Here is a 19,768-nt window from a genome sequence, read left to right on the forward strand (position 1 = left end):
CATCACGCGGCGAGTCGGGGCGAACGCTCCTCTACAGCCCTTTGCCACCTGTCACCGGAAGCACAGCGCCCGACGTGTACGAGGCATCCTCCGACGCGAGGTACACGTACGCGCCTCCGAGTTCGGCGGGCTGACCCGAACGACCGAGCGGGGTGCCCTGCCCGAACTTCTGCACCTTCTCGTCCCATCCGGTCGCGGGGATGAGCGGCGTCCAGATCGGCCCCGGCGCGACGGCGTTCACGCGGATTCCCTTCGGTCCGAGCTCCTCGGCGAGCGCCTTCGTGAAAGCGACGAGCGCGGCCTTCGTCATCGCGTAATCGAGCAGCGCGGGCGACGGCTGGAAGCCCTGGATCGACGCCGACACGATGATCGACGACCCCGGAGCGAGGTGCGGCACGGCCGCACGCGTGAGCCAGAACGGCGAGTACAGGTTGGTGCGGAAGACGCGATCGAACTCGGCGGTCGTCATCGTCTCGACACCGTCACGATCCTTCTGGTACGCCGCGTTCGGCACGAGGATGTCGATCCCGCCGAGCTGCGCGATCGTCTCGGCGACGAGGTGCTCGTTCCACTGCTCGTCCTGGATGTCACCGGGAAGGAGCACGGCCTTCCGACCGGCATCCGTCACGAAGCCCGCCGTCATCTGGGCGTCGGCCTGCTCCTCGGGAAGGTAGGAGATCGCGACGTCGGCGCCTTCGCGCGCGAAGGCGATCGCCACGGCGCGGCCGATGCCGGAGTCGCCGCCCGTGATGAGCGCGCGTCGCCCGACGAGGCGTCCGTGGCCGTGATAGCTCGACTCGCCGTGGTTGGGCGTCGGCGTCATGTCGCCGGTGAGGCCCGGCTGCGACTGCTCCTGCGCGGGGAAGTCGCCGTCGTCGTGCTTCGAACGGGGGTCCTGCTGCATGTCGGTCATGCTTCTACGGTGTCAAGCCTCGCCCGTGCACGACAGGGGCTTGACGGATGACGCGGGCGCGGCCTACGCGCGAGGCTCGCGGGTCGACCAGAGCGCGAGCGCGACGAGCGCGGGCTGGAAGAAGAGACGGATGAGCCGGGCTCGGTCGGTCGTGAGGCCGAACGCATCACGGCGGTCGGCGTACTGTGCGATGTTGCCGGGGAACACGGCGACGAAGAACGCGGCGACGATCGCACCGATGCGACGACGTTCCTTGGGCAGCACGACGAGCGCGGCTCCGAGGCCGACCTCGACGGCGCCCGAGGCGACGACGACGCCATCCGGGTCCATCGGCACCCACTCGGGCACCTGCGCGCGGAACTCCTCGCGCGCCCAGAACAGATGGCTCACCCCGGCGAACACGAGTGCGCTCGCGAGGAAGAGACGCCCGATCGTGCGGGCGGGGGTGGAGCGGGGTCGGTCTCGGCGCGTCATCCTGTCATTCAACTCTCTGTCGGCCCGAAATCAAGGGGGTTGCGCGGTCGGCGCCGATCACTACCATCGCGGTATGCCGACTCACGCCGACGCCGACGCCCTGCCCGCCGACGGGCGCGACGAGACCCCGAACGAGCGGGCGGATCGCAACTGGAACGAGATCCTCCAGGAGCTGCGCGTCGCTCAGACCGGCACGCAGATCATCGTCGGCTTCCTGCTCGCCGTCGCGTTCCAGCCACGGTTCGAGGAGGTCGACGCGTATCAGCTCGGGCTCTACCTCGTGCTCGTCGCACTCGCCGGCATCGCGACGGCGCTCGGACTCGCGCCCGTGAGCCTCCACCGCACCTACTTCGCGCGGCAGCGGAAGGAGTACATCGTGCGCATCGGCAGCCGGTTACTCGTCGCCGACCTCGTCGTCGTCGCGTTCCTCGCGGTGGGCGTGACGAGCCTCATCTTCGACTTCACCGCGGGTCGCGCGGCGGGCTTCACCGCGATGGGCGTCGGACTCGCGGTCGTCGCGGTGCTGTGGCTCGTCGTGCCCCGGCTCGGTTCACGCTCCGCCGTCGGTGCCGCGCCCCATGCCCACCGAGCCGAGGGCTGAGGTGGGGACGCCGGCGGGCACCCGGGTGACGATGACCGCGCCGGCCGCGAAGAGGAGCGCGAGGATGCCAGCGGGGGCGAGGAACGGCGTCACATCGGCGATGGTCGTGAGCGTCGGCACGACACGCACGCGCGCGGGGCGGTCGGCGGGCGGGATGACGAGCGTGCCCTGACCGTCGGCACGGTGCCGTTCGGCGGGGACGACAGCGGGCGCGGTCGTGACACGAGGATGCGCGCTTCCGACGCCCGCCCCGTCCGCATCGGCGAACGCCGGCGACGGGGCGAAGAGGCCGAGCGAGAGTGCTCCGACGAGGATGCCGGTCGTCAGCGTGGCCCGCATGGCGGGCGCCCGGCGCACGGTGATGTCGAGCCGGGCGGCCGAGGCGTGGGCGGCTGTGGCTGTGACGTCGGTGCGGGACTGCAGTGGGATGTCGGCGTCCGTACGGGTGCGGGACATGGAGCTCCTCGGCATTCAGGGCGCGATCTTCGCACCCAGAGAAAGAGACGGGGAGGACGCTCGATCATGACGCGAGTGTCTGACAAACAGCTGAGAGCGCTCTCTCGCAGTATTCTCGCGGATGTTTCGGGAGAATGCCAGAGTGCGGAACACCCGAATTGTGACGGACTTACCGAAAAGTGCGTACTTCCCGGCTCGCGACATCGGTGCCTACAGTTACCTCGGATCAGTCCGAGATCGGACCAGTCGAATCGGGAGGAACACCATGAGCACTGTCGTCGTCATCGGAGGAACCGGATACACCGGAGGGAACATCGTCGCAGAAGCCGCCCAGCGCGGTCACGACGTCACCTCGTGGAGCCGAAACGCCCCCGAAGCGCCCATCGACGGCGTCACCTACGAGACGGGCTCGCTGCAGGACGACGAGAACCGTCAGCGTGCCGTGGCGGGCGCCGACACCGTCATCCTCGCCCTCGCCCCGCGCGGCGAACTCGCGGACGAGCTCGCGGGCATCTACGCGCGCATCGCGGAACTCGCGGCCGCATCGGGCGCACGCCTCGGCGTCGTCGGCGGCTTCAGCGGCCTGCGCCCCGCCGAGGGCGCACCGCGCTTCGCCGAGGGTGACGACCTTCCGCCGCAGTTCGCGCACGAGGCTCGCGTCATGACGGGCGTGCTCGAGACGCTGCTCGCCGACGCCCCCGACGGCCTCGACTGGTTCTTCGTGAGCCCCGCGGCCAACTACGGCTCGTACGCTCCGGGCGAGAAGCTCGGCACCTACCGCACGGGCGGCGAGGTCGCCCTCTTCGACGCGAACGGCGAATCGGCCGTCTCGGGCGTCGACTTCGCGACGGCGATCGTCGACGAGATCGAGACCCCCACGCACCACGGCGAGCAGTTCGGCGTCGCCTACTAGCCGTAGTTCGCCGCGAGGAAGGCCGCGTACCCCTCGGGTGCGCGGCCTTCCGCACGCCCGGACGTGAGCACCTCGCAGTCCGCCGTCGCGACCGTACGCGCGCCGGCCTCGCGGAGGTGATCGACGAGGATGACGTCTTCGTGCGCCGCGACAGACTCGAACCCGCCCGCGGCGAGGTACCGATCGGCGCGCATGCCGAGGTTCGCACCGTGGGTGTTCCCGTAGGCAACGCCCGGCTCATGGGTGGCGATCCAGTCGGCGATCTGAGCGTCGGAGAGATCGGCGAAGTCGGGACGCACCGTGCCGAGCACGAGGTCGGCGCCGCGCTCGGCGAGGTCGACGTGCACCGTCGCCCAGCCGAGGGGCACGGCCGAATCGGCGTCGGTGTTCGCGATCCACGTCGTCGCGGGGTCGGCGCCCGCGAGTGCGATGCCGACGCCGTGAGCACGAGCTGCCCCGACGAGGGCGACGTCGATGGTCTCGACCGCCACGGGGAACCGCGCGGCGATCTCTGCCGAGCCGTCGGAGCACGCGTCGAGCACCACGACGACGCGCACCTCGATGTCGGGGCGTCGGGCGGCGAGAAGGCGCACACTGTCATCCATCGCCGTGAGGCAGCGCGCGAGCAGCTGCTCCTCGTCGTGGACGGGGATGACGATGGCGAGAGTCGCGATGCGCTGTCGGCCGACGATCACGGGATCACCCCGGTCTCGCGGGCGACGGAGCGCGCACCCGGGTGCGAGTAGACGCCGAGCAGGAAGTCCTCTTCGCGGTGTTCGGCGAGGAGCGCGAGATCGCCGCGATCGCGCAGGCGGGCGTGCACGTCGTCGCCCGAGCGCGGGTAGTCGTCGACGGGGTGGCGCCAGTGGCAGGCGACGAGGATGCCGTCGTCGGTGAGGCTGCCGATCGACCGGTCGATGGCGAGGTCGAGATCGTCGTCGCCCCAGTAGTAGCCGACCTCGGAGATCACGATGAGGTCGAACTCCCCCTCGGGCCAGTCGCCCGGGAGGGAGCGCTGCTCGAGAACGACATCGGTTCGACCGATGAAGCGTCGAGCGGCTGCGCGGAGAGGTGCCGACGCGGCATCCACGGCGAGCAGGTGATCGCAGCGTTCGGCGAGCGACGCGGTGAGCACCCCCGTGGAGCAGCCGATCTCGAGCGCCGACCGGAAGGTGCGTCGCGGCAGGCCGGCGAGGGTGATGGAGCGCTTGCGCTCCTCGTACCAGCGCGACTCGAAGCCCCACGGGTCGGACTTGCCCGCGTAGAACCGGTCGAAGAACTCGGGGTCGAGGCTCGCGGGAGCCGCGCGTTCGGCGACGACGATGTACTCGTGGTCACGCCGGAAGTGCTCGAGCATGCCCGCGTGGAGCATGACCTCGTCGCCCGCGGCGGGAGAGAGCGGGGCGGTCTGACTCGTGTGCTCGTCGAGCGCGCGGGCCTTCGCCTCGCGGTCGGCCTCGGCGATGGGGATCGCGCGGAGCTCGGCCCACGGCACGTCGGCGGCGCTCCCCCAGTGCCACAGCCAGATCGGGTACTCGGCGAAGAGCACGCTGCGCTCGGCGGCGACGGCGGCAGCGACCTCACCGGCGATGCGGTGATCGCGGTGACCGTCACCCCGCCACGGTGCGAGCACGAGCGTGCGGCGCGCTCCGTCGAGTCGCGTCGACAGCGCGCGGTGGAGCACGTCGGCCCCGTCACTCAGCCCACCATCGGCGATGCCGAGGAACTCGACCGAGGCGCCGGGAGCGACCCGGTCGATCGCACGGAGCAGCTCGACGCGGCGCTCGAGGGCGAGGGTGCGCGGCGAACGCGTCGGCGATTCGGGGTGCGACCGCTCGCCGTCGGTCGCGACGACGATTTCGACGTGCACGCCCTCGCGGTGGAGCTTCGCGACGAGACCGGCGACCCCGAGCGTCTCGTCGTCGGGGTGGGCGGCGACGACGACGACACGGTCGAGCGCGTCGAACCGGTCGTCATCGAGTACGGCGACGGATGTCAGGAGCGGGCGCCACTCGTCTTCCCGGGTGCCGGGGTCTCGATGGTCGAAGCTCACCATGGAGCGACGCCGTGCTCGTGGACGGCCCGGCCGAGTGCGGCGTCATCACGTTCGGCGTGGTGCTGCCGCACATAGATCTCGAGGTCGGCGACGCGTCGCGCGTAGTCTCGATCGGTCGTGAGGGGCGCCGGGCCGAGGGCGTGCCGGACTCCGCGGAGCGTTCGCTCGACGGCATCCACCGTCACCGCACGCACCCGGCGGGCGATGATCGACGGCGGGATGTCGGTGCTCTCCTCACCGTCGGCGATGCGAGCTGCGGCGACGAGCGAGGTGCGCGCACCGTCGAGCGCGGCGTCGATCGCGCCCAGGTGGGCGAGAGCCAGTTGGTCGGGTTCCCGGGTGTCGAAGGAGTCGGCGAGGGTGCGCGCGATGCCGATCGCTCCGCCCCACCAGCACGCGGCGACGCCGATGCCGCCCCACGCGAAGCCCGGGCGGTCGAGGTACCAGCTGTCGTCGCCGATGGGGATCGCGGCGGCGGCCGTGAACGTGACGGGGGCGCTCACGACGTCGGTGAGTCCGCGGGAGACCCACGGGCCGTGATGCGCCGCGATTCCGGGGCCGCGGAGGTTGACCGCGAAGAGACGGCGTGTGGTGTCGGACGTGTGGGCCGTGACGAGAGCGTGCGACAGGCGACGGGCGAGGGAGCACCAGGGCTTCTCTCCGGAGAGTGTCCAGCCCTCTTCCGAGTCGGATGCGACGACGCGGAGTCCGGGGCCTTCGGCCGCGAAGACCCCCCAGGAGGATGTCTCGTCGGCGTCGACCGCTTCGAGGGCTTCGAGTGCGGGGGCGTGGGTGCTGGGGTCGTTGCCGGCGAGTGCACCCGCCTGCCGGAGGATCTCGAGCGCGTCGAGGTGCGGTTCGAGCACGCGGGCGGCGGTGACGTCGGCCGCGGCGACCGTGGCGAGGGCCTCCCAGCGTGCGGCGTGGGTGTCGAGTTCAGCTTGGTGGGAGTAGTCGACGGCCCACGACAGGAGGTCGGCGATTTCGGTGCGGGGAAGGTCGGTGGGGAGCGCGGGAAGCGCTCGCGGAGTCGCACCCAGACTCACAGGTCGAGTCATCGATGTCATAAGCCTGAGGCTAGGCGCGTGCGTCGGATCGGACGAGGGCCTTGACTTCCGCGCCGCCAGCCCCGTGTCAGCCATCCGCGCCGCTCACCTCGTCGCCCCGATCAGCCGACGGACGCGTAGTCGGGCCGCGGCGGTGGCGCGTCACGCGGTGGTCGGAGTGGGCGGGCGGACGTGCCGTTTCCGTTGCGCGACGCGGGGTCGTGCGGTGGCTGCGAGGGGTGCGTTGCGGTGTCGTTGTGGGTGCGCGTCGGGGTGTCCTGCGGTGGACGCGTAGCGGTGCCGTGCCGGGGGCGTGTCGGGGTGTCGTCGACTGGTCGTGGTGGTGATTCGTGCCGGGACGGGCGGGGTGGCGTGAGGGGTGGCGCGGGTTCGGGTGTGCGCGCGGGTTCAGGCGCGTGCGGGGGTGCAGGCGCGGGTGCGGGTGCGAGTGCGAGTGCGGGTGCGGGCGCGGGTTTAGGTGCAGGCGCGGGTGCGGGCGTGGGCGTGGGTGGGTTGAGTGTGGGGTTGGTGTTGCCGGGGCGTGGTGTTTGGGTGGGGTCGATGTGTGGGGGTGGGGTGAACCAGGTGTGGTTGTTGTGGATGGTGATGGTCCAGCCGTCGTCGTGGATGCGGTGGTGGTGGAAGGCGCAGAGGAGGATGCCGTTGGTGAGGTCGGTGGGGCCGGTGTCGCGTTTCCACCAGTGGATGTGGTGTGTTTGGGTGTAGCCGGGTGGTCGGGTGCATCCGGGGAAGGCGCAGCCGCCGTCGCGTTCGGTGAGGGCGAGTTTTTGTGCGGTGGTGAAGAGTCGGGTGGTGCGTCCGAGGTCGAGGACTTCGCTGGGGCCGCCGAGGATCATCGGGATGACGCCCGCGGCCGCGGCGAGTTGACGGATCGTGGCGGCGCTGACGGGGTGGTCGATGCCGTCGATCGTGCCCCACCCGGTGGGCGTGCTGGTGCGTTCAAACCCGGACCGGAAGCCAGAGCCAGAGGCGGAGCCAGAGGCGGAGTTCGAGGCAGTGCCCGAGTTCGAGGCAGTGCCCGAGTTCGAGGCAGTGCCCGAGTTCGAGGCAGTGCCCGAGTTCGAGGCAGTGCCCGAGTTCGAGGCAGTGCCCGAGTTCGAGGCAGTGCCCGAGTTCGAGGCAGTGCCGGAGTTCGAGGCAGTGCCGGAGTTCGAGGCAGTGCCGGAGGTCGAGGCAGTGCCGGAGGCGGCGGCGGCGGCGGCGGCGTGTGCACCGTCGCCGGAGTCTGAGGCGCTGGCGCGTTCGAGGAGGTCGTCGAGGTGGATACGGGCGACGACGGTGGTGGTGCGGAGTGCGGGCGGGGAGTCGGCCGAGCCGAGGGCGAGGCGGGCGATGTCGGCGAGGGCGTCGGCGTTGAGTTGCGGGATCGACCGGGTCTCGGCAGTCGCGGGGTCGGGTGTGGGGCGGGCGGTGCCGCGCGTGGTGCTGTCGGGCGTGGTGCTGTCGGGCGTGGTGTGGTCGGGTGTGGGTGTCCAGGTGCCGCGGGTGCGGTGGAGTTCGGCGGTGACGAGGGCGTCGATGGCGATCTTGATCGGGGCGCCGGTGGCGGGGTCGAGGGCGCCTTTCATGCGGATATAGCCGCGGTGGTCTTCCCAGATGTGGAGGTTGCGGCCGGCGCGGAGTTCGTCTTCGCGGGGTTTCACTCCGTCGGGGTCGAGGTGCGCGGTGAGTCGTTTCGTGAGGCGGGTGAGGCCGTCGACGCCGACGTGCGGGGCGCGGTCGATGAGGAATCGTTCGGCGTCGTCGAGATCGTTCGGGGTGGCCTTCACCCGGACGCTGTCGAGGAAGCTGGTGATCGCGGCGGCCGCGTCGATGCTGATCGTGCCCGCGTCGAGCGCGGCCGCGATGTGCGGGTAGCGGGCGGGCAACACTTCGCCGGTGAACGAGGCACGGGGGGCGGTCGCGCGCCCCACGGAGACGAGGCGACTCGCGGCGGAGAACCCGTCGCCGGTGGAGTGCGCGATCAACCGTTCGACCGAGGCGAACCCCTGCGTCTTCGCGATGTTCTCCTCGCCCACTGTCGTGGAGCGTTCGGCGAGCTCGGCTGCGATCCGTGCATGCACCGTCGCCAGGGTGCGCCGTGCTGACGCGATCGCGTCGTTGACCCGCACCAGCCCGGCGTCGCTCATCGACCGCACATCCATCGACACCGCACCAGCACCCGCGCCCGCGCCCGCGCCCGAACCCGAGACAGCACCGCGCACGACCCCGACGAGCGCACCGTCCCACTCCGCGACGAGCGCGGTGAGCGCCTCGTCAATGCCGCAGAGAGCGGCAGCGGGAGCGGTGATGGCCATACTCATATTGTAGAAGAGAGGTACGACACTGAGCGAGTTATCCACATGTGGATATCGAAGATAATTCATGAGAGATGCACCCGAGAGAGCACGCAGATGCAGGCGCACACCCATCACCCAGCACACTCCCCCGCCGCGCACAACCCACTAGGGCGAAGCCGCACGCGAGCGTAACGTCGCTGATATCCGAACCCCGAACAACCACCGACGAAAGGTGTGAGCATGGCTGAGACGACGAAGAGGAACGCCCGCGGCGGAACGGGCGCGAAAGAGACCCGGCGCCAGAACGCCGAACGCGGCTTCACGGCCTCGAAGAGCCTCGCCGACAACCTCCAGAAGGTGCTCGTCGACCTCCTCGAGCTGCAGATGCAGGGCAAGCAGGCGCACTGGAACGTCGTGGGCACGAACTTCCGCGACACGCACCGTCAGCTCGACGACATCATCGACTCGACGCGCGAGTTCAGCGACACCGTCGCCGAGCGCATGCGCGCCCTGCACGCGGTGCCCGACGGGCGCAGCGACACCGTCGCAGAGACGACGACCCTGTCGGAGTACCCGCAGGGCGAGATCGACACGAGCGAGACCGTCGACCTCATCACCGATCGCCTCGAAGCGACGGTCGGCACGATCCGCGACGTGCACGACGCCGTCGACGAGGAGGACCCGACGAGCGCCGACATCCTGCACGCCGTCATCGAACAGCTCGAGCAGTACGCCTGGATGGTCAGCGCCGAGAACCGCACCCCGGCGCGCGCGAAGAGCTGACCAGCACCACCGCGAGCACCAGCAGCAGCAATAACACCGCGCAGAGCGAAGAGCCGGACACCCCGCGGGGAGTCCGGCTCTTCTGCGTCATCCGCAGACCCGCGTCATCCGCAGACCTGCGCCATCCGCACACCCGCGTCATCCGTTCGAGACGACGCCCGCCGCCTACTCGCCGGTGTGCACACCCACGGGCGGGACGGCCTTGCGGTCCTGCGCGGGGAAGACGACCTTCTGGATGATGATGATCGCCGACGCGGCGACCGGGATGGCGACGAGGGCGCCGAGCACTCCGCCGATCGTTCCGCCGCCGACGGCTGCGATGACGACGATCGCGCCCGGCACGGCCACGGCCTTGTTCATGATGCGCGGGCTCAGGATGTACGCCTCGACCTGCATGTACACGAGGTAGTAGATACCGGCGACGAGAGCGGTCAGCGGCGACGCGAACAGACAGATGAGGGTGTTGATGATTGCGCCGATGAGGGTTCCGACCATCGGGATGAGCGAGCCAATGAACGCGATGAGCGCGAGCAGGGCGGGGAGCGGCGCCCCGATGATCGAGAGGAAGATGAGGCTCAGGATGCCGTTGATGAGCGCGAGACCCACCTGCCCGATCACATAACGGCCGACGGCGCCCGACACGTCGTCGGTGAGCTCGGTGAAGCGCGGGCGACGGTACGCGGGCACAAAGCGGGCGGCCATGCGCTTGATGTTCTTGAGCGACGCCATGAAGTACAGCGTCAGGATGAGCACGATCGTGACACCGGTGAGCCCGCCGGCGACTCCCGCGCCGACCGCGACGACTCCGCCGCCGATCGTCGCGAGGTTGCCCGGGTCTTGCACGAAGCTCAGCACACTGCCGAAGGCGTCCTGGATCGTCGAGCCGTACTGCGCCTCGAGGTCGTGGTACCACTGGCTCGCCTGCGCGTCCTTGACCATGTCGGGCAGGTCGGTGATGAGGTTCGTGGCCTGTTCGACGAGCACGGGGACGATCGCGAGCACGATGCCCGCAAACGCGAGGATGACGCCGCCGACGACGATCGCGATGGCGGCCGGTCGCGGGAGCTTCCGCTCGATGAGCGACACGATCGGGTCGAGCCCGAGCGAGAGGAACAGCGCGAGGCCGATGTAGACGAGCACGGTCGAGAGCTGCCCGAGCACACTGCCGATGAGGAGGGCGACCATGACGCCGAGGGCGCCGACGAGTCCGAACTGGAACGGCTGGACGCCCGAGACGACCACGCGCTTCGGCTCGGGGCGCCTGTCGATCGCTTCGTCGGTGCGCTTGTCTGAATTGCGCCACATGATGGACTCCCGCCCCGCAGCGCCTCGCGGCCCGCGCGTATCTGGTCTGCACGATCACCGTGCAGGCCCCGAGTCTACGACCGCGCACCGACGGCATCCCAGGGTTGACACGGCACGGCGGCGAGGCAGCCGAGCGGCGACATGTTCGACCTTCGGCTGACGCGGAGGGTCACCGCTGCTCCTTACGCTGAGACCATGAGCGCACTCCTCGACACCCGTGACACCGGCGCGACGCCGACGCCGCCGCGTCCGCCGGGCGCGGCTCACCCTCCGCGCCGAGTGGGACAACGCGTGTGGGGCGAGGTCTGGCGCCTGCTCGCCTCTCTCCTCCTCGGCGCGCTGCTGCTCGTCGTGAGCTTCGGCCTGAGCATCGATGCGGGGGCGGATGACAGCGACCTACGTCTCGGCGGCACCCTCGTCGCCGACGTCGCGATGGGCCTCGTGGCGCTCGCACTCCTGCCTTTCCGGCGCCTCGCACCGCTTCCGATCGCCGTGATCCTCGGCCTCGCCGGTGGGTTCTCGGCCTTCGCCGCTCCCGCCGCCTTCCTCGTGCTCGTCTCGATCTCGACGCGGCGCCGCTGGTTCGAGATCGGGATGACGGTCGCGGCGTGGCTCACGAGCCTCACCCTCGTCGAGATCTTCGGCCTGCACTTCATGCTCAGCCCGTCGAGCCCGGGCGACGCCCTGCTCGCGCTGCTCGTCGGCGCGGTGCTCGTCTTCGCGGGAGTCGCCATCGGCGTCTCGATCGGCAATCGACGCGAGCTCGTCGCCTCGCTCCGGGAACGCGCGAACCTCGTGGTCGAGGAGCAGAACCTGCGTATCGCCCACGCTCGCGAGCACGAACGCACCCTCATCGCCCGCGAGATGCACGACGTGCTCGGCCACCGACTCTCGCTCATCGCGATGCACTCGGGCGTGCTGCGCTATCGCACCGACCTCGATGCCGCCGACCGCGCCGACACCGTGGCCATCGTGCACGACACCACGCGGCTCGCGCTCGGCGACCTCCGCGAGGTGCTCGGCGTACTGCGTTCACCCGGCGACTCCTTCGATCCGCCGGCGAACGCACCGCAGCCCTCGCTCGACGACGTCGCCTCCCTCGTGCACGCCGAGCCTCTCGCGACCCTGACCATCACCGCCGAGACGCTCGAGATCCCCGCGACGGTCGGCCGCCACGCCTATCGGATCGTGCAGGAGTGCCTCACGAACGCGAGGAAGCACGCGCCGGGCCAGCCCGTCACGGTCGACATCATCGGCACGGCGGGCGAGTCCCTGACGATCGTGGTGCGGAACACCCTCGCCCCCGGCGGGTCGACGGTCGACGAATCGGGCGGCGGCTTCGGTCTCGTGGGGATCGACGAACGAGCGCGTTCACTCGGAGGGACGGCATCGGTCGAGACGCACGCCGGAGCGCACACCGTCACCGTGACACTGCCGTGGCCGACATCATGACCGAGGCGAACGACTCCCCGATCCGCGTCGTCATCGTCGACGACGACGCCCTCGTCCGCAAGGGCCTCGTGCTCCTGCTCGGCGCGGATCCCGGCATCCGGGTGGTCGGCGAAGCCGTCGACGGGCTGGACGCCGAGGCCGTCATCGCCCGCGGCCGACCCGACGTCGTGCTCATGGACATCCGCATGCCGCGCTGCGACGGCATCGCGGCGACCGCGCGGGAGATCGCCGCCCGCCCGAACCTCGCCGTGCTCGTGCTCACGACGTTCGACGCGGACGACGACGTGGTGCGGGCCCTGCAGGCCGGAGCCCGCGGGTACCTCCTGAAGGACAGTGCCCCGACCGACCTCGTCGCCGCGGTGCGCGCGGCAGCCGCGGGCACGCCGACGCTCGCCCCCGCGGTGCTCGAACGCGTCATCCGCCTCGCCGCGCACTCGACTCGCCCGCGGTCCGACGACGAGCGGCGCGCCCTCGACTCGCTCACCGCTCGCGAACGCGAGGTCGCCGATGCCGTGGCCCGCGGGCTGTCGAACGCCGAGATCGCCGCGGACCTCTACCTGACGATCGCGACGGTCAAGTCGCACGTCGGCCGCGTCATGGCGAAGCTCGACGCGAACAGTCGCGTTCAGGTCGCGGTCATCGTGAACGGCGCGCGACCGACTGGATAGCGTTTTCCATCCCCCGGCGCTAGGCTCGACGCATGACCCGCGACGTTCAGAATCCGGTCCGCCGCGGGTTCATGCCCGATGCCTCCGTCGTGCGGATCGGCGACGGCTTCCTGCTCGCGAACAGCTCGTTCGAGTGGATGCCGGCGATCCCGCTGCACCGCTCCGACAACCTCGTCGAGTGGGAACCCGCCGGCTCCTTCCCCGCCGAGTTCGTCGACCTGCGCGGCGTCGCCGACTCGTGCGGCATCTGGGCGCCCTCGCTCAGCACCGACGGCGATCGCGTGTGGCTCGTCTTCAGCACGGTGTACACGAACGACGGCGGCGAGAAGGACATCCGTACGGCGATCTCGCGTTCGAGCGACGACGGCGCGACGTGGGAACGCCCGACGCGCGTGCCCTCGACCGGGTTCGACCCCGCCCTCTTCCACGAGGATGGTCGCGTCTGGCTCCTGAACATGAAATGGGATGCCGCCCCCGAGCGCCCCTCGTTCGGCGGCATCACCCTGCAGGAGCTCGACGCGGCGACGCTCGCGCCCCGTGACACTCCCCGCGTCATCCTCTCGACCGGCACCCTCATCGAGGGCCCCGGCCTCGAGTTCCGCGACGGCTGGTACTGGCTCTCGGTCGCCGAGGGAGGCACGGGGTGGGAGCACGGCATCACGATGTTCCGCTCGCACTCGATCGACGGCCCCTACGAACGCGACCCGATCGGCAGCTACCTGACCACGCGTGAGGCGCCCGAACACTGGGCGCAGAAGGCCGGTCACGGCGAGATCGTCACGCTCGACGACGGCGAGCGCGTGCTCGTGCACCTCGGTAGTCGCGTGCTGCGCCGGGGCGACGACCGCCACGGAGTGCTCGGTCGCGAGACGTTCGCCGAGAACGTCGAGCTGACGGATGACGGCTGGCCGCGACTCGCGTCGGGCACGACGCTTCCCGCCGAACGGTTCACCGTTCCCGGTTCCCTTCCCGCTCCCCACGGGCGCGCGGCCGAGCCCGAGGGATGGGGCGGCGGCAGCACCCCGGCCTGGCCCTGGAGCACGCTGCGCCGGCCCGCCGATCGCTCGTGGGCCGACCTCGGCGCACGGCCGGGCTGGCTGCGCCTCCGCGGCGGCGACTCGCTGCACTCGCGCTTCGAGCAGAGCCTTATCGCGCGGCGCGTGCGCGAGCTGCCGACGACCCTCGCGGTCACGCTCGACGCCGCCCCGACCGACATCGCGCACGCCGCGGGCCTCGTCGTCTGGTACGACACGAGCACCTACGCCGCCCTGCTCGTGACGATCGACGAGTCGGGCGCGCGGCACGTCGTGCTGCGCTCACGGGATGACGGCGAGCGACCCGTCGACCTCGCCTCGGTCGCGCTGCCGCCGGGAGACGTCACACTGCGCGCGACCGTCGACGAGGACGGCGTGCGGTTCGCGTGCGCCGCGGACGCCGGGCACGTCACCCCGATCGGCGACGCCATCGACCTCGCCCGCTTCACCGACGACTACCGCGGGCGCCTGCGCTTCACGGGGCCGATGATCGGCGTGACGGCGATCGACACGGTCGACGGCGCGTGGACGGCCGACATCGGCGACGTCGAGTTCACCGAGACCCCGCACGACTGAGGGCGCGGGCGGCGCCTCACACCTGACGCGCGCGATCGGCAGCGCTCACGGCGCCGACGAGCGACTGACCCGCCGCGAGACGGGCGACGTTCTCGGCGACGGCGTCACCGAGGCGGAACAGCTCGTTGCCGGCCGAGCCCGAGAGGTGCGGCGTGATCACGACGTTCGGCAGCTCGTAGAGCGGATGACCGGAGTGCAGCACCTCGGGAGTCGTGACGTCGAGGATCGCGCGCAGCCGCCCCGAGCGCAGCTCGTCGACGAGGGCATCCTGGTCGACGAGCGCCCCGCGCGCGGTGTTGATGAGCGTCGCGCCGTCGGGCAGCGCGGCGAGCACCTCCCGCGAGATGAGGCCCTGCGTGGCATCCGTCGCCGGCGCATGCACCGAGAGGATGCGGCTCGCGGACGCGACCTCGACGAGGTCGTCGACTTTCCGCGCACCGAGTTCGGCCGCGCGCTCGGCGGAGCAGTACGGGTCGAACAGGCTCGTCTCGAACGCCGTCGTCGCGAGCGAGGCGAGCACGCGGCTGCCGACGCGCGACGCGCCGACGATGCCGACGCTCGTGCCGTAGGCGCCGATCGACGGGTAGTCGGCCTCGCGATCGATGTCACTCTGCTCCTGCACGTAGCGGCGCGACACCCACGGCACGTCCTTCGCGGCGAGGAGGATCATCGCGAACGTGTACTCGGCGACGGGGATCGCGTTGGCGTCGGCGGCCGACGCGACGAGGATGCCGCGCTCCCACGCCGCGCCGTCGATCCAGCCGATGCCGCCGCCCGCGTGGATGATCGCGCGGAGCTTCGGCATCGCATCGAGGTCGTCGCGGGTGAGGGCCTGCACCCCCCAGCCGGTGATGAGCACCTCGAGGTCGGAACGCAGAGCCGCGGCGACCGTCGGCGCAGCGTCACCGGCGAGTTCGAGCTGCGTGGCGAGCGCGGCCCGGGCGTTCGGTGTGAAGAAGCGCTCGGGCAGATGAGCATCCATCGCGAGAGCGGCGCGCATCATGCGTCATCCCCTGGCGCGGCCGCGCCCCGCAGATCGGCGATCGTCCACTCATCACGCCAGCGCAGCGTCGCGACCCCGTCGCCGATCTCGATCGGCAGCCAGACGGCGGGCGAGGTGCGGAGGTCGTCGGGGGTCCAGCGGTCGCCGATGTAGACGTGGCCGCCGTCGACGGGCACGACGACGCTCATCTGCGACTCGAAGGTCGCCGACCCGGCGGGCGCGATGCCCGCCCACGGCGACCACGGCCCGGCAAGATCCGTCGCCGTCGAGACCATGTTGTCGTTCATCGCCCAGCCGGTGAGGTCGGAGCCGAACAGATAGTAGAGGCCGCCCTCGCGGATGAGGGTCGGCGACTCGTAGCCGTGCGAACCGTCATCCTTCAGGGTCGTCGCGACGATCGCCTCGACCGAGAGGTAGTCGGGCGCGAGCCGGTAGAGGTGCAGGCCGTTGACGCGGTCCTCCGAGAGGAGGTAGCCGACGCCGTCCTCCTGGTAGACGCCGATGTCGCGGCTGAGGTTGCCGAGCGGGCGTTCGCTGCCGAGGTAGCGGTACGGCCCGGCGGGCGCATCGGCGACCGCGAAGCCCACACGCGCGTCGGCGTAGTCGGCCGAATCGATGTGCAGGAACATCACGAAGTGTCCGTCGGGGTGCTCGAGCACCTTCGGCCGCTCGACGATGCGATCGGCGGCGAGGTCGCCCTCCCCAGCGGTGAGCGCCTCGCCCTCGAACCGCCACGTCGCGAGGTCGGTCGACGAGTAGCAGCTGACCGCCGTGAAGGTCGAGCCCGCCGCCTTGTTCTCGCCCCACGCGTAGAAACGGTCGCCGACCCGCTGCACACCGATGCCGTGCAGTTGGGCGATCGCGCCGGCCTCGTCGACGATGACCTCGCCCGGGCGGATGACGCCCGTCATTTCACGGCACCCAGGGTGACGCCCGTCCGCCAGTAGCGCGACATCGAGACCATGAAGATCACGAGCGGGATCGTCGAGAGCAGCGCACCCGTGATGGTGAGCGACGTGAGGTCGACGGTCTGGTCGGCGCGCGTCTGCAGCCACGAGTAGAGACCGAGGCTCACGGTCCACTGGTCCTGACCGCGCAGCATCGTGAGGGGCAGGAAGAAGCCGTTCCAGCTGCCGACGAACGAGAGCAGGAAGATCGTCGCCCCGCCCGTCACCATGAGGCGCATGACGATCGAGAAGAAGATGCGGAGCTCGCCCGCGCCGTCGAGTCGCGACGCCTCGAGCAGTTCGTCGGGCACGGCTCCGTCGACGTAGACCTTCGCGAGATACACGTTGAAGGCGCTGATGAAGCCGGGCAGCAGCACGGCCCACGGGGTGTTGAGGATGCCGAGGTTCGCGAACAGCACGTAGAGCGGCACGGTCAGCAGGGCGCCCGGCACGAGGAACGAGCCGATGACGATCGCCATGCCGAGGCGCTGGCCGCGGAAGACGAACTTCGAGAGCCCGTAGCCCGCCGCGATCGAGATGAACGTCGTCACGATCGCCGTCGTGCCCGCGTAGAAGATCGAGTTGCCGAGCCAGCGGAAGAAGATGCCGTCCTTGTAGGTCGCGAGCTGCACGAGGTTGTCCCACAGCGTGAACTCCGAGAACCACAGGCCGTTCGAGTTGTAGAGGTCGGAGCCGCTCTTCGTCGCCGAGACGATGAGCCACCACACCGGCGCGATCGAGTAGAACGCGATCGCGCCGAGGGCGACGAGCACGAGGATCTGCGACCACTTCGACTTCTTGTAGCCGACGGGCGCATCCTCCTCGAGGCGGCGCTGGCGACGGCGCTCGGCGCGCGACTCGCGCCCCATGATCTCGTCGACGACGGGTGCGGGCACCGCCTCGCCGACGGGCATCCCTGTGGTTGTCATGACACCGGCCTGTTCGTGAACTTGTAGAAGATGGCGGAGGCGATTCCGACGACGACCGCGAGGATGACGGACAGAGCCGCCGCGTAGTACGGGTCGTTCGCGACGAAGGCCTGGTTGTAGATCATCTGCACGGGAACCCAGTCGGCCGAGACCGTCTGCGGCGAGACCGAACGGAACAGCTGCGGCTCGTTGAAGATCTGCAGCGACCCGATGATCGAGAGCATCGTCGTGAGCACGATGATGCCGCGGAGGTGCGGCACCTTGATGGCCCACGCGATGCGCCACTCCGACGCACCGTCGACGCGGGCCGCGTCGAAGATCTCGCCCGGGATGGCGCGGAGCGAGCCGTACATGAGCAGCATGTTGAAGCCGATACCGCCCCACACCATGATGTTTCCCATCGAGGGCCACACCGATCCGGGCGCGAAGAAGTTGAGGTCGAGCCCGAACTGCTCGAAGAACGGCGTGAGCGGGCCGACCTTCGGGCTGTAGAGGTAGATCCAGATGAGCGTCGCGACGATGCCCGGCACCATGTACGGCACGAGGAATCCGACGCGGAAGAACTTCGCCTTCTTGCCCGTGACGGCGTCGAGCAGCAGCGCCATGCTGAGCGAGACGACGAGTCCGAGGGGGATGACGACGGCGCCGAAGAGGCCGACGCGCAGCATGCCCATCCAGAAGACCTCGGACGTGAGGCCCTGGAGGTAGTTGTCGAAACCGGCGAAGACGATCTCGCCCTTGCCGAGCCCGAGGCCCGTGCGCCGCTCCTGGAACACGCTCTGCACGAGCGCGATGAGGAGCGGGATGATCGTCACGAGCGCGAAGCCCGCGAAGAACGGAAGAGTGAAGGCCGCACCCTTCAGTGCCTGCAGTCGTCGCCAGCTCGGCTGTCGACGTGGCCGCCGGGCGGGGCGAGCGGGCTCAGCCGCCCGCCCCGTCGTCGGGGCCGTCAGTGTCTCGGTGGACATGATCGATCCTTCACTCGTGTCGCGAAACTCAGCGTTCCGTGACGTCGATTCCCTGGGCTTCGAGGTCGGAGACCACGTAGTCCTGCATGTGCGTCACGGCTTCGCGGAGCGTGATCTCCTTGTTGACGGCCTTCGCCCACTGCGAGACGAGCTCGTCGAAGTACGTCGCCGAGGGGCTGTCGATCCACTGCACGCGAGCCGCGTTCGCCGCGCGCTCGATGACCGCGGGGGTCTCACCGACGGTGTCGCCGAGGAGCGTCGGGGGCAGCAGCCCGTCGACGTACTCGCCGGCATCCGGGATCGCGGGGTAGTTACCCGCACCCTCGGACGGGCTCGCGGCGATACCGACCGTGGTCGGGTCGGTCGCGAGGAAGACGGCGGCGTCGACGGCCGCGTCGACCGACTCGCAGCCCTCGGGAACGCTGTACCCGCCGAAGGAGCCGGGCACGACGAACTCGTCGGCGTCGGCGAACTGCGGCAGGTCGATGGTCTGCCACGAGCCGAGCGAGGTCGACAGGCGCTCCTGCCAGGCGGCGAGGTTCCACGTCGTGAGCGGGATCGTCACCATCTTGCCGGCGTCGTACGTCTGCGACATCGCGGGGATGTCGGCGAAGGTCTCGTGCGTGATGAGGTCGTTGTCGATGAACTGCTGCAGCACATCGGCGGCCTTCTGCGTCTCGGGGCTATCGATGTCGACGACCCATGAGTCGCCGTCGATCTCGAACCACGTCGCACCGGCCTGGTTCGAGAAGCTCACGAGCGTGCTCGGGTCTTCTCCCGCGAAGTTCAGCACGGAGACGCCCTGGTCCTTCAGGGTCTTGCCCGTCTCGATGAGCTCGTCCCACGTCGTGGGCGCCTCGAGCCCGTTGGCGTCGTAGACGGCCTTGTTGATCATGGCGAAGCCCGGGCCGCCGCTGAACGGAACGCCGAGGATCTCGTCGTTCGCCGACTGGCTCGTCACGGCGGTCTCGATGAAGGCGTCCTCGTTGCCGGCGAACTGCTCGGTGATCGGCTGGATGAGTCCCTTCGAGAGCAGACTCACGGGGCTGCCGGGCGCCTGCACGAGGCACGGCACGTCGGTGCCGGCTGTGACGGCGTTCGAGAGGCCCGTGAGCAGGTCGGCCTGCGAAGGGAACTGCGTGTAGGTGAGCTGGACGGTCTCGTTCGCCTCGTTGAAGGCGTCGACCATGAGGTCCTGCCCCTGGTTCCAGCCCCAGAACTCGACGACGGTCGGCTCGTCGGCCGTTCCGCCACCTCCGTCGCCCGCCGAGCAGCCGGCGAGACCGACCGCGGCGATTGCGGCGACGCTGCCCGCGAGCCAGCGCTTCGTTGCACTCATTTCTT

At 70.2% G+C, this 19,768-nt stretch carries 19 protein-coding genes; 6 read left to right on the forward strand and 13 right to left on the reverse strand.

Annotation, left to right across the window (positions count from 1 at the left end):
- Positions 1–31: 31 nt before the first annotated feature.
- Positions 32–913, reverse strand: a complete 882-nt coding sequence (locus tag BJ972_RS09785) for an SDR family oxidoreductase (protein WP_129173421.1) — start codon at positions 911–913, stop codon at positions 32–34.
- A 63-nt stretch (positions 914–976) separates the two neighbouring features.
- Entirely contained in the window at positions 977–1,387 is a 411-nt protein-coding gene (locus BJ972_RS09790) for a DoxX family protein (RefSeq protein ID WP_129173419.1), read from the reverse strand.
- A 73-nt stretch (positions 1,388–1,460) separates the two neighbouring features.
- On the opposite strand from BJ972_RS09790, the gene BJ972_RS09795 reads away from it, so the two are divergent.
- Positions 1,461–1,988, forward strand: coding sequence for a DUF6328 family protein (locus BJ972_RS09795; protein WP_129173417.1), 528 nt, complete (start codon positions 1,461–1,463; stop codon positions 1,986–1,988).
- Here the strand turns inward: BJ972_RS09795 and BJ972_RS09800 are convergent.
- Complete coding sequence (locus BJ972_RS09800) at positions 1,938–2,444, reverse strand: hypothetical protein (protein WP_129173415.1); 507 nt, start codon at positions 2,442–2,444, stop codon at positions 1,938–1,940. The two genes, BJ972_RS09795 and BJ972_RS09800, sit on opposite strands and share 51 nt — an antisense overlap.
- 265 nt (positions 2,445–2,709) lie before the next feature.
- On the opposite strand from BJ972_RS09800, the gene BJ972_RS09805 reads away from it, so the two are divergent.
- Positions 2,710–3,357: an NAD(P)-dependent oxidoreductase gene (locus tag BJ972_RS09805; protein ID WP_129173413.1), complete on the forward strand. Its 648-nt coding sequence runs from the start codon at positions 2,710–2,712 to the stop codon at positions 3,355–3,357.
- Here the strand turns inward: BJ972_RS09805 and BJ972_RS09810 are convergent.
- The 4 genes from BJ972_RS09810 to BJ972_RS09825 all read right to left on the reverse strand — a co-directional run bounded on the left by BJ972_RS09810 (position 3,354) and on the right by BJ972_RS09825 (position 8,777).
- A complete protein-coding gene (locus BJ972_RS09810; protein WP_241830749.1) occupies positions 3,354–4,052 on the reverse strand; it encodes a glycosyltransferase family 2 protein in 699 nt (232 codons plus the stop codon). The genes BJ972_RS09805 and BJ972_RS09810 overlap by 4 nt on opposite strands.
- A complete protein-coding gene (locus BJ972_RS09815) occupies positions 4,049–5,413 on the reverse strand; it encodes a bifunctional PIG-L family deacetylase/class I SAM-dependent methyltransferase (protein ID WP_129173412.1) in 1,365 nt (454 codons plus the stop codon). The genes BJ972_RS09810 and BJ972_RS09815 overlap by 4 nt, the downstream gene beginning before the upstream one ends.
- A complete protein-coding gene (locus BJ972_RS09820; RefSeq protein WP_129173411.1) occupies positions 5,407–6,480 on the reverse strand; it encodes an acyl-CoA dehydrogenase family protein in 1,074 nt (357 codons plus the stop codon). Before BJ972_RS09820 ends, BJ972_RS09815 begins: the two co-directional genes overlap by 7 nt.
- A 101-nt stretch (positions 6,481–6,581) precedes the next feature.
- On the reverse strand, positions 6,582–8,777 hold the full coding sequence (locus BJ972_RS09825) for an HNH endonuclease signature motif containing protein (RefSeq protein ID WP_179419942.1): 2,196 nt from the start codon (positions 8,775–8,777) through the stop codon (positions 6,582–6,584).
- A 222-nt stretch (positions 8,778–8,999) separates the two neighbouring features.
- Here BJ972_RS09825 and BJ972_RS09830 point away from each other — a divergent pair, with 222 nt between their 5' ends.
- Positions 9,000–9,542 carry a Dps family protein gene (locus tag BJ972_RS09830; protein ID WP_129172610.1) on the forward strand — a complete coding sequence of 181 codons (543 nt, stop codon included), beginning with the start codon at positions 9,000–9,002 and terminating at the stop codon, positions 9,540–9,542.
- A 165-nt stretch (positions 9,543–9,707) separates the two neighbouring features.
- On the opposite strand, the gene BJ972_RS09835 is transcribed toward BJ972_RS09830, so the two are convergent.
- The gene (locus BJ972_RS09835; protein WP_129172609.1) at positions 9,708–10,847 is read right to left on the reverse strand and encodes an AI-2E family transporter; all 1,140 of its coding nucleotides are present in this window, start codon (positions 10,845–10,847) and stop codon (positions 9,708–9,710) included.
- 195 nt (positions 10,848–11,042) lie between these two features.
- Here BJ972_RS09835 and BJ972_RS09840 point away from each other — a divergent pair, with 195 nt between their 5' ends.
- Genes BJ972_RS09840 through BJ972_RS09850 form a run of 3 tightly spaced genes read left to right on the forward strand, consistent with a single transcriptional unit; the run spans position 11,043 to position 14,577 of the window.
- Positions 11,043–12,299 carry a sensor histidine kinase gene (locus BJ972_RS09840; RefSeq protein ID WP_164989871.1) on the forward strand — a complete coding sequence of 419 codons (1,257 nt, stop codon included), beginning with the start codon at positions 11,043–11,045 and terminating at the stop codon, positions 12,297–12,299.
- On the forward strand, positions 12,284–12,967 hold the full coding sequence (locus BJ972_RS09845; RefSeq protein ID WP_373366818.1) for a response regulator: 684 nt from the start codon (positions 12,284–12,286) through the stop codon (positions 12,965–12,967). The genes BJ972_RS09840 and BJ972_RS09845 overlap by 16 nt, the downstream gene beginning before the upstream one ends.
- Before the next feature lie 32 nt (positions 12,968–12,999).
- Positions 13,000–14,577, forward strand: coding sequence for a glycoside hydrolase family 43 protein (locus BJ972_RS09850; RefSeq protein WP_129172607.1), 1,578 nt, complete (start codon positions 13,000–13,002; stop codon positions 14,575–14,577).
- Positions 14,578–14,593: 16 nt separating this feature from the next.
- Here the strand turns inward: BJ972_RS09850 and BJ972_RS09855 are convergent, their stop codons facing one another.
- Genes BJ972_RS09855 through BJ972_RS09875 form a run of 5 tightly spaced genes read right to left on the reverse strand, consistent with a single transcriptional unit; the run spans position 14,594 to position 19,763 of the window.
- Complete coding sequence (locus BJ972_RS09855; RefSeq protein WP_129172674.1) at positions 14,594–15,577, reverse strand: hydroxyacid dehydrogenase; 984 nt, start codon at positions 15,575–15,577, stop codon at positions 14,594–14,596.
- On the reverse strand, positions 15,577–16,491 hold the full coding sequence (locus BJ972_RS09860; RefSeq protein WP_129172606.1) for a family 43 glycosylhydrolase: 915 nt from the start codon (positions 16,489–16,491) through the stop codon (positions 15,577–15,579). The genes BJ972_RS09855 and BJ972_RS09860 overlap by 1 nt, the downstream gene beginning before the upstream one ends.
- The gene (locus tag BJ972_RS09865; RefSeq protein WP_206736468.1) at positions 16,488–17,456 is read right to left on the reverse strand and encodes a carbohydrate ABC transporter permease; all 969 of its coding nucleotides are present in this window, start codon (positions 17,454–17,456) and stop codon (positions 16,488–16,490) included. The genes BJ972_RS09860 and BJ972_RS09865 overlap by 4 nt, the downstream gene beginning before the upstream one ends.
- Entirely contained in the window at positions 17,453–18,424 is a 972-nt protein-coding gene (locus tag BJ972_RS09870; RefSeq protein WP_129172605.1) for a carbohydrate ABC transporter permease, read from the reverse strand. The genes BJ972_RS09865 and BJ972_RS09870 overlap by 4 nt, the downstream gene beginning before the upstream one ends.
- Positions 18,425–18,452: 28 nt before the next feature.
- On the reverse strand, positions 18,453–19,763 hold the full coding sequence (locus BJ972_RS09875) for an ABC transporter substrate-binding protein (protein ID WP_164989870.1): 1,311 nt from the start codon (positions 19,761–19,763) through the stop codon (positions 18,453–18,455).
- Between the last annotated feature and the right edge of the window lie 5 nt (positions 19,764–19,768).

The organism is Agromyces atrinae, assembly GCF_013407835.1.
In the GTDB taxonomy this organism is placed as follows: domain Bacteria; phylum Actinomycetota; class Actinomycetes; order Actinomycetales; family Microbacteriaceae; genus Agromyces; species Agromyces atrinae.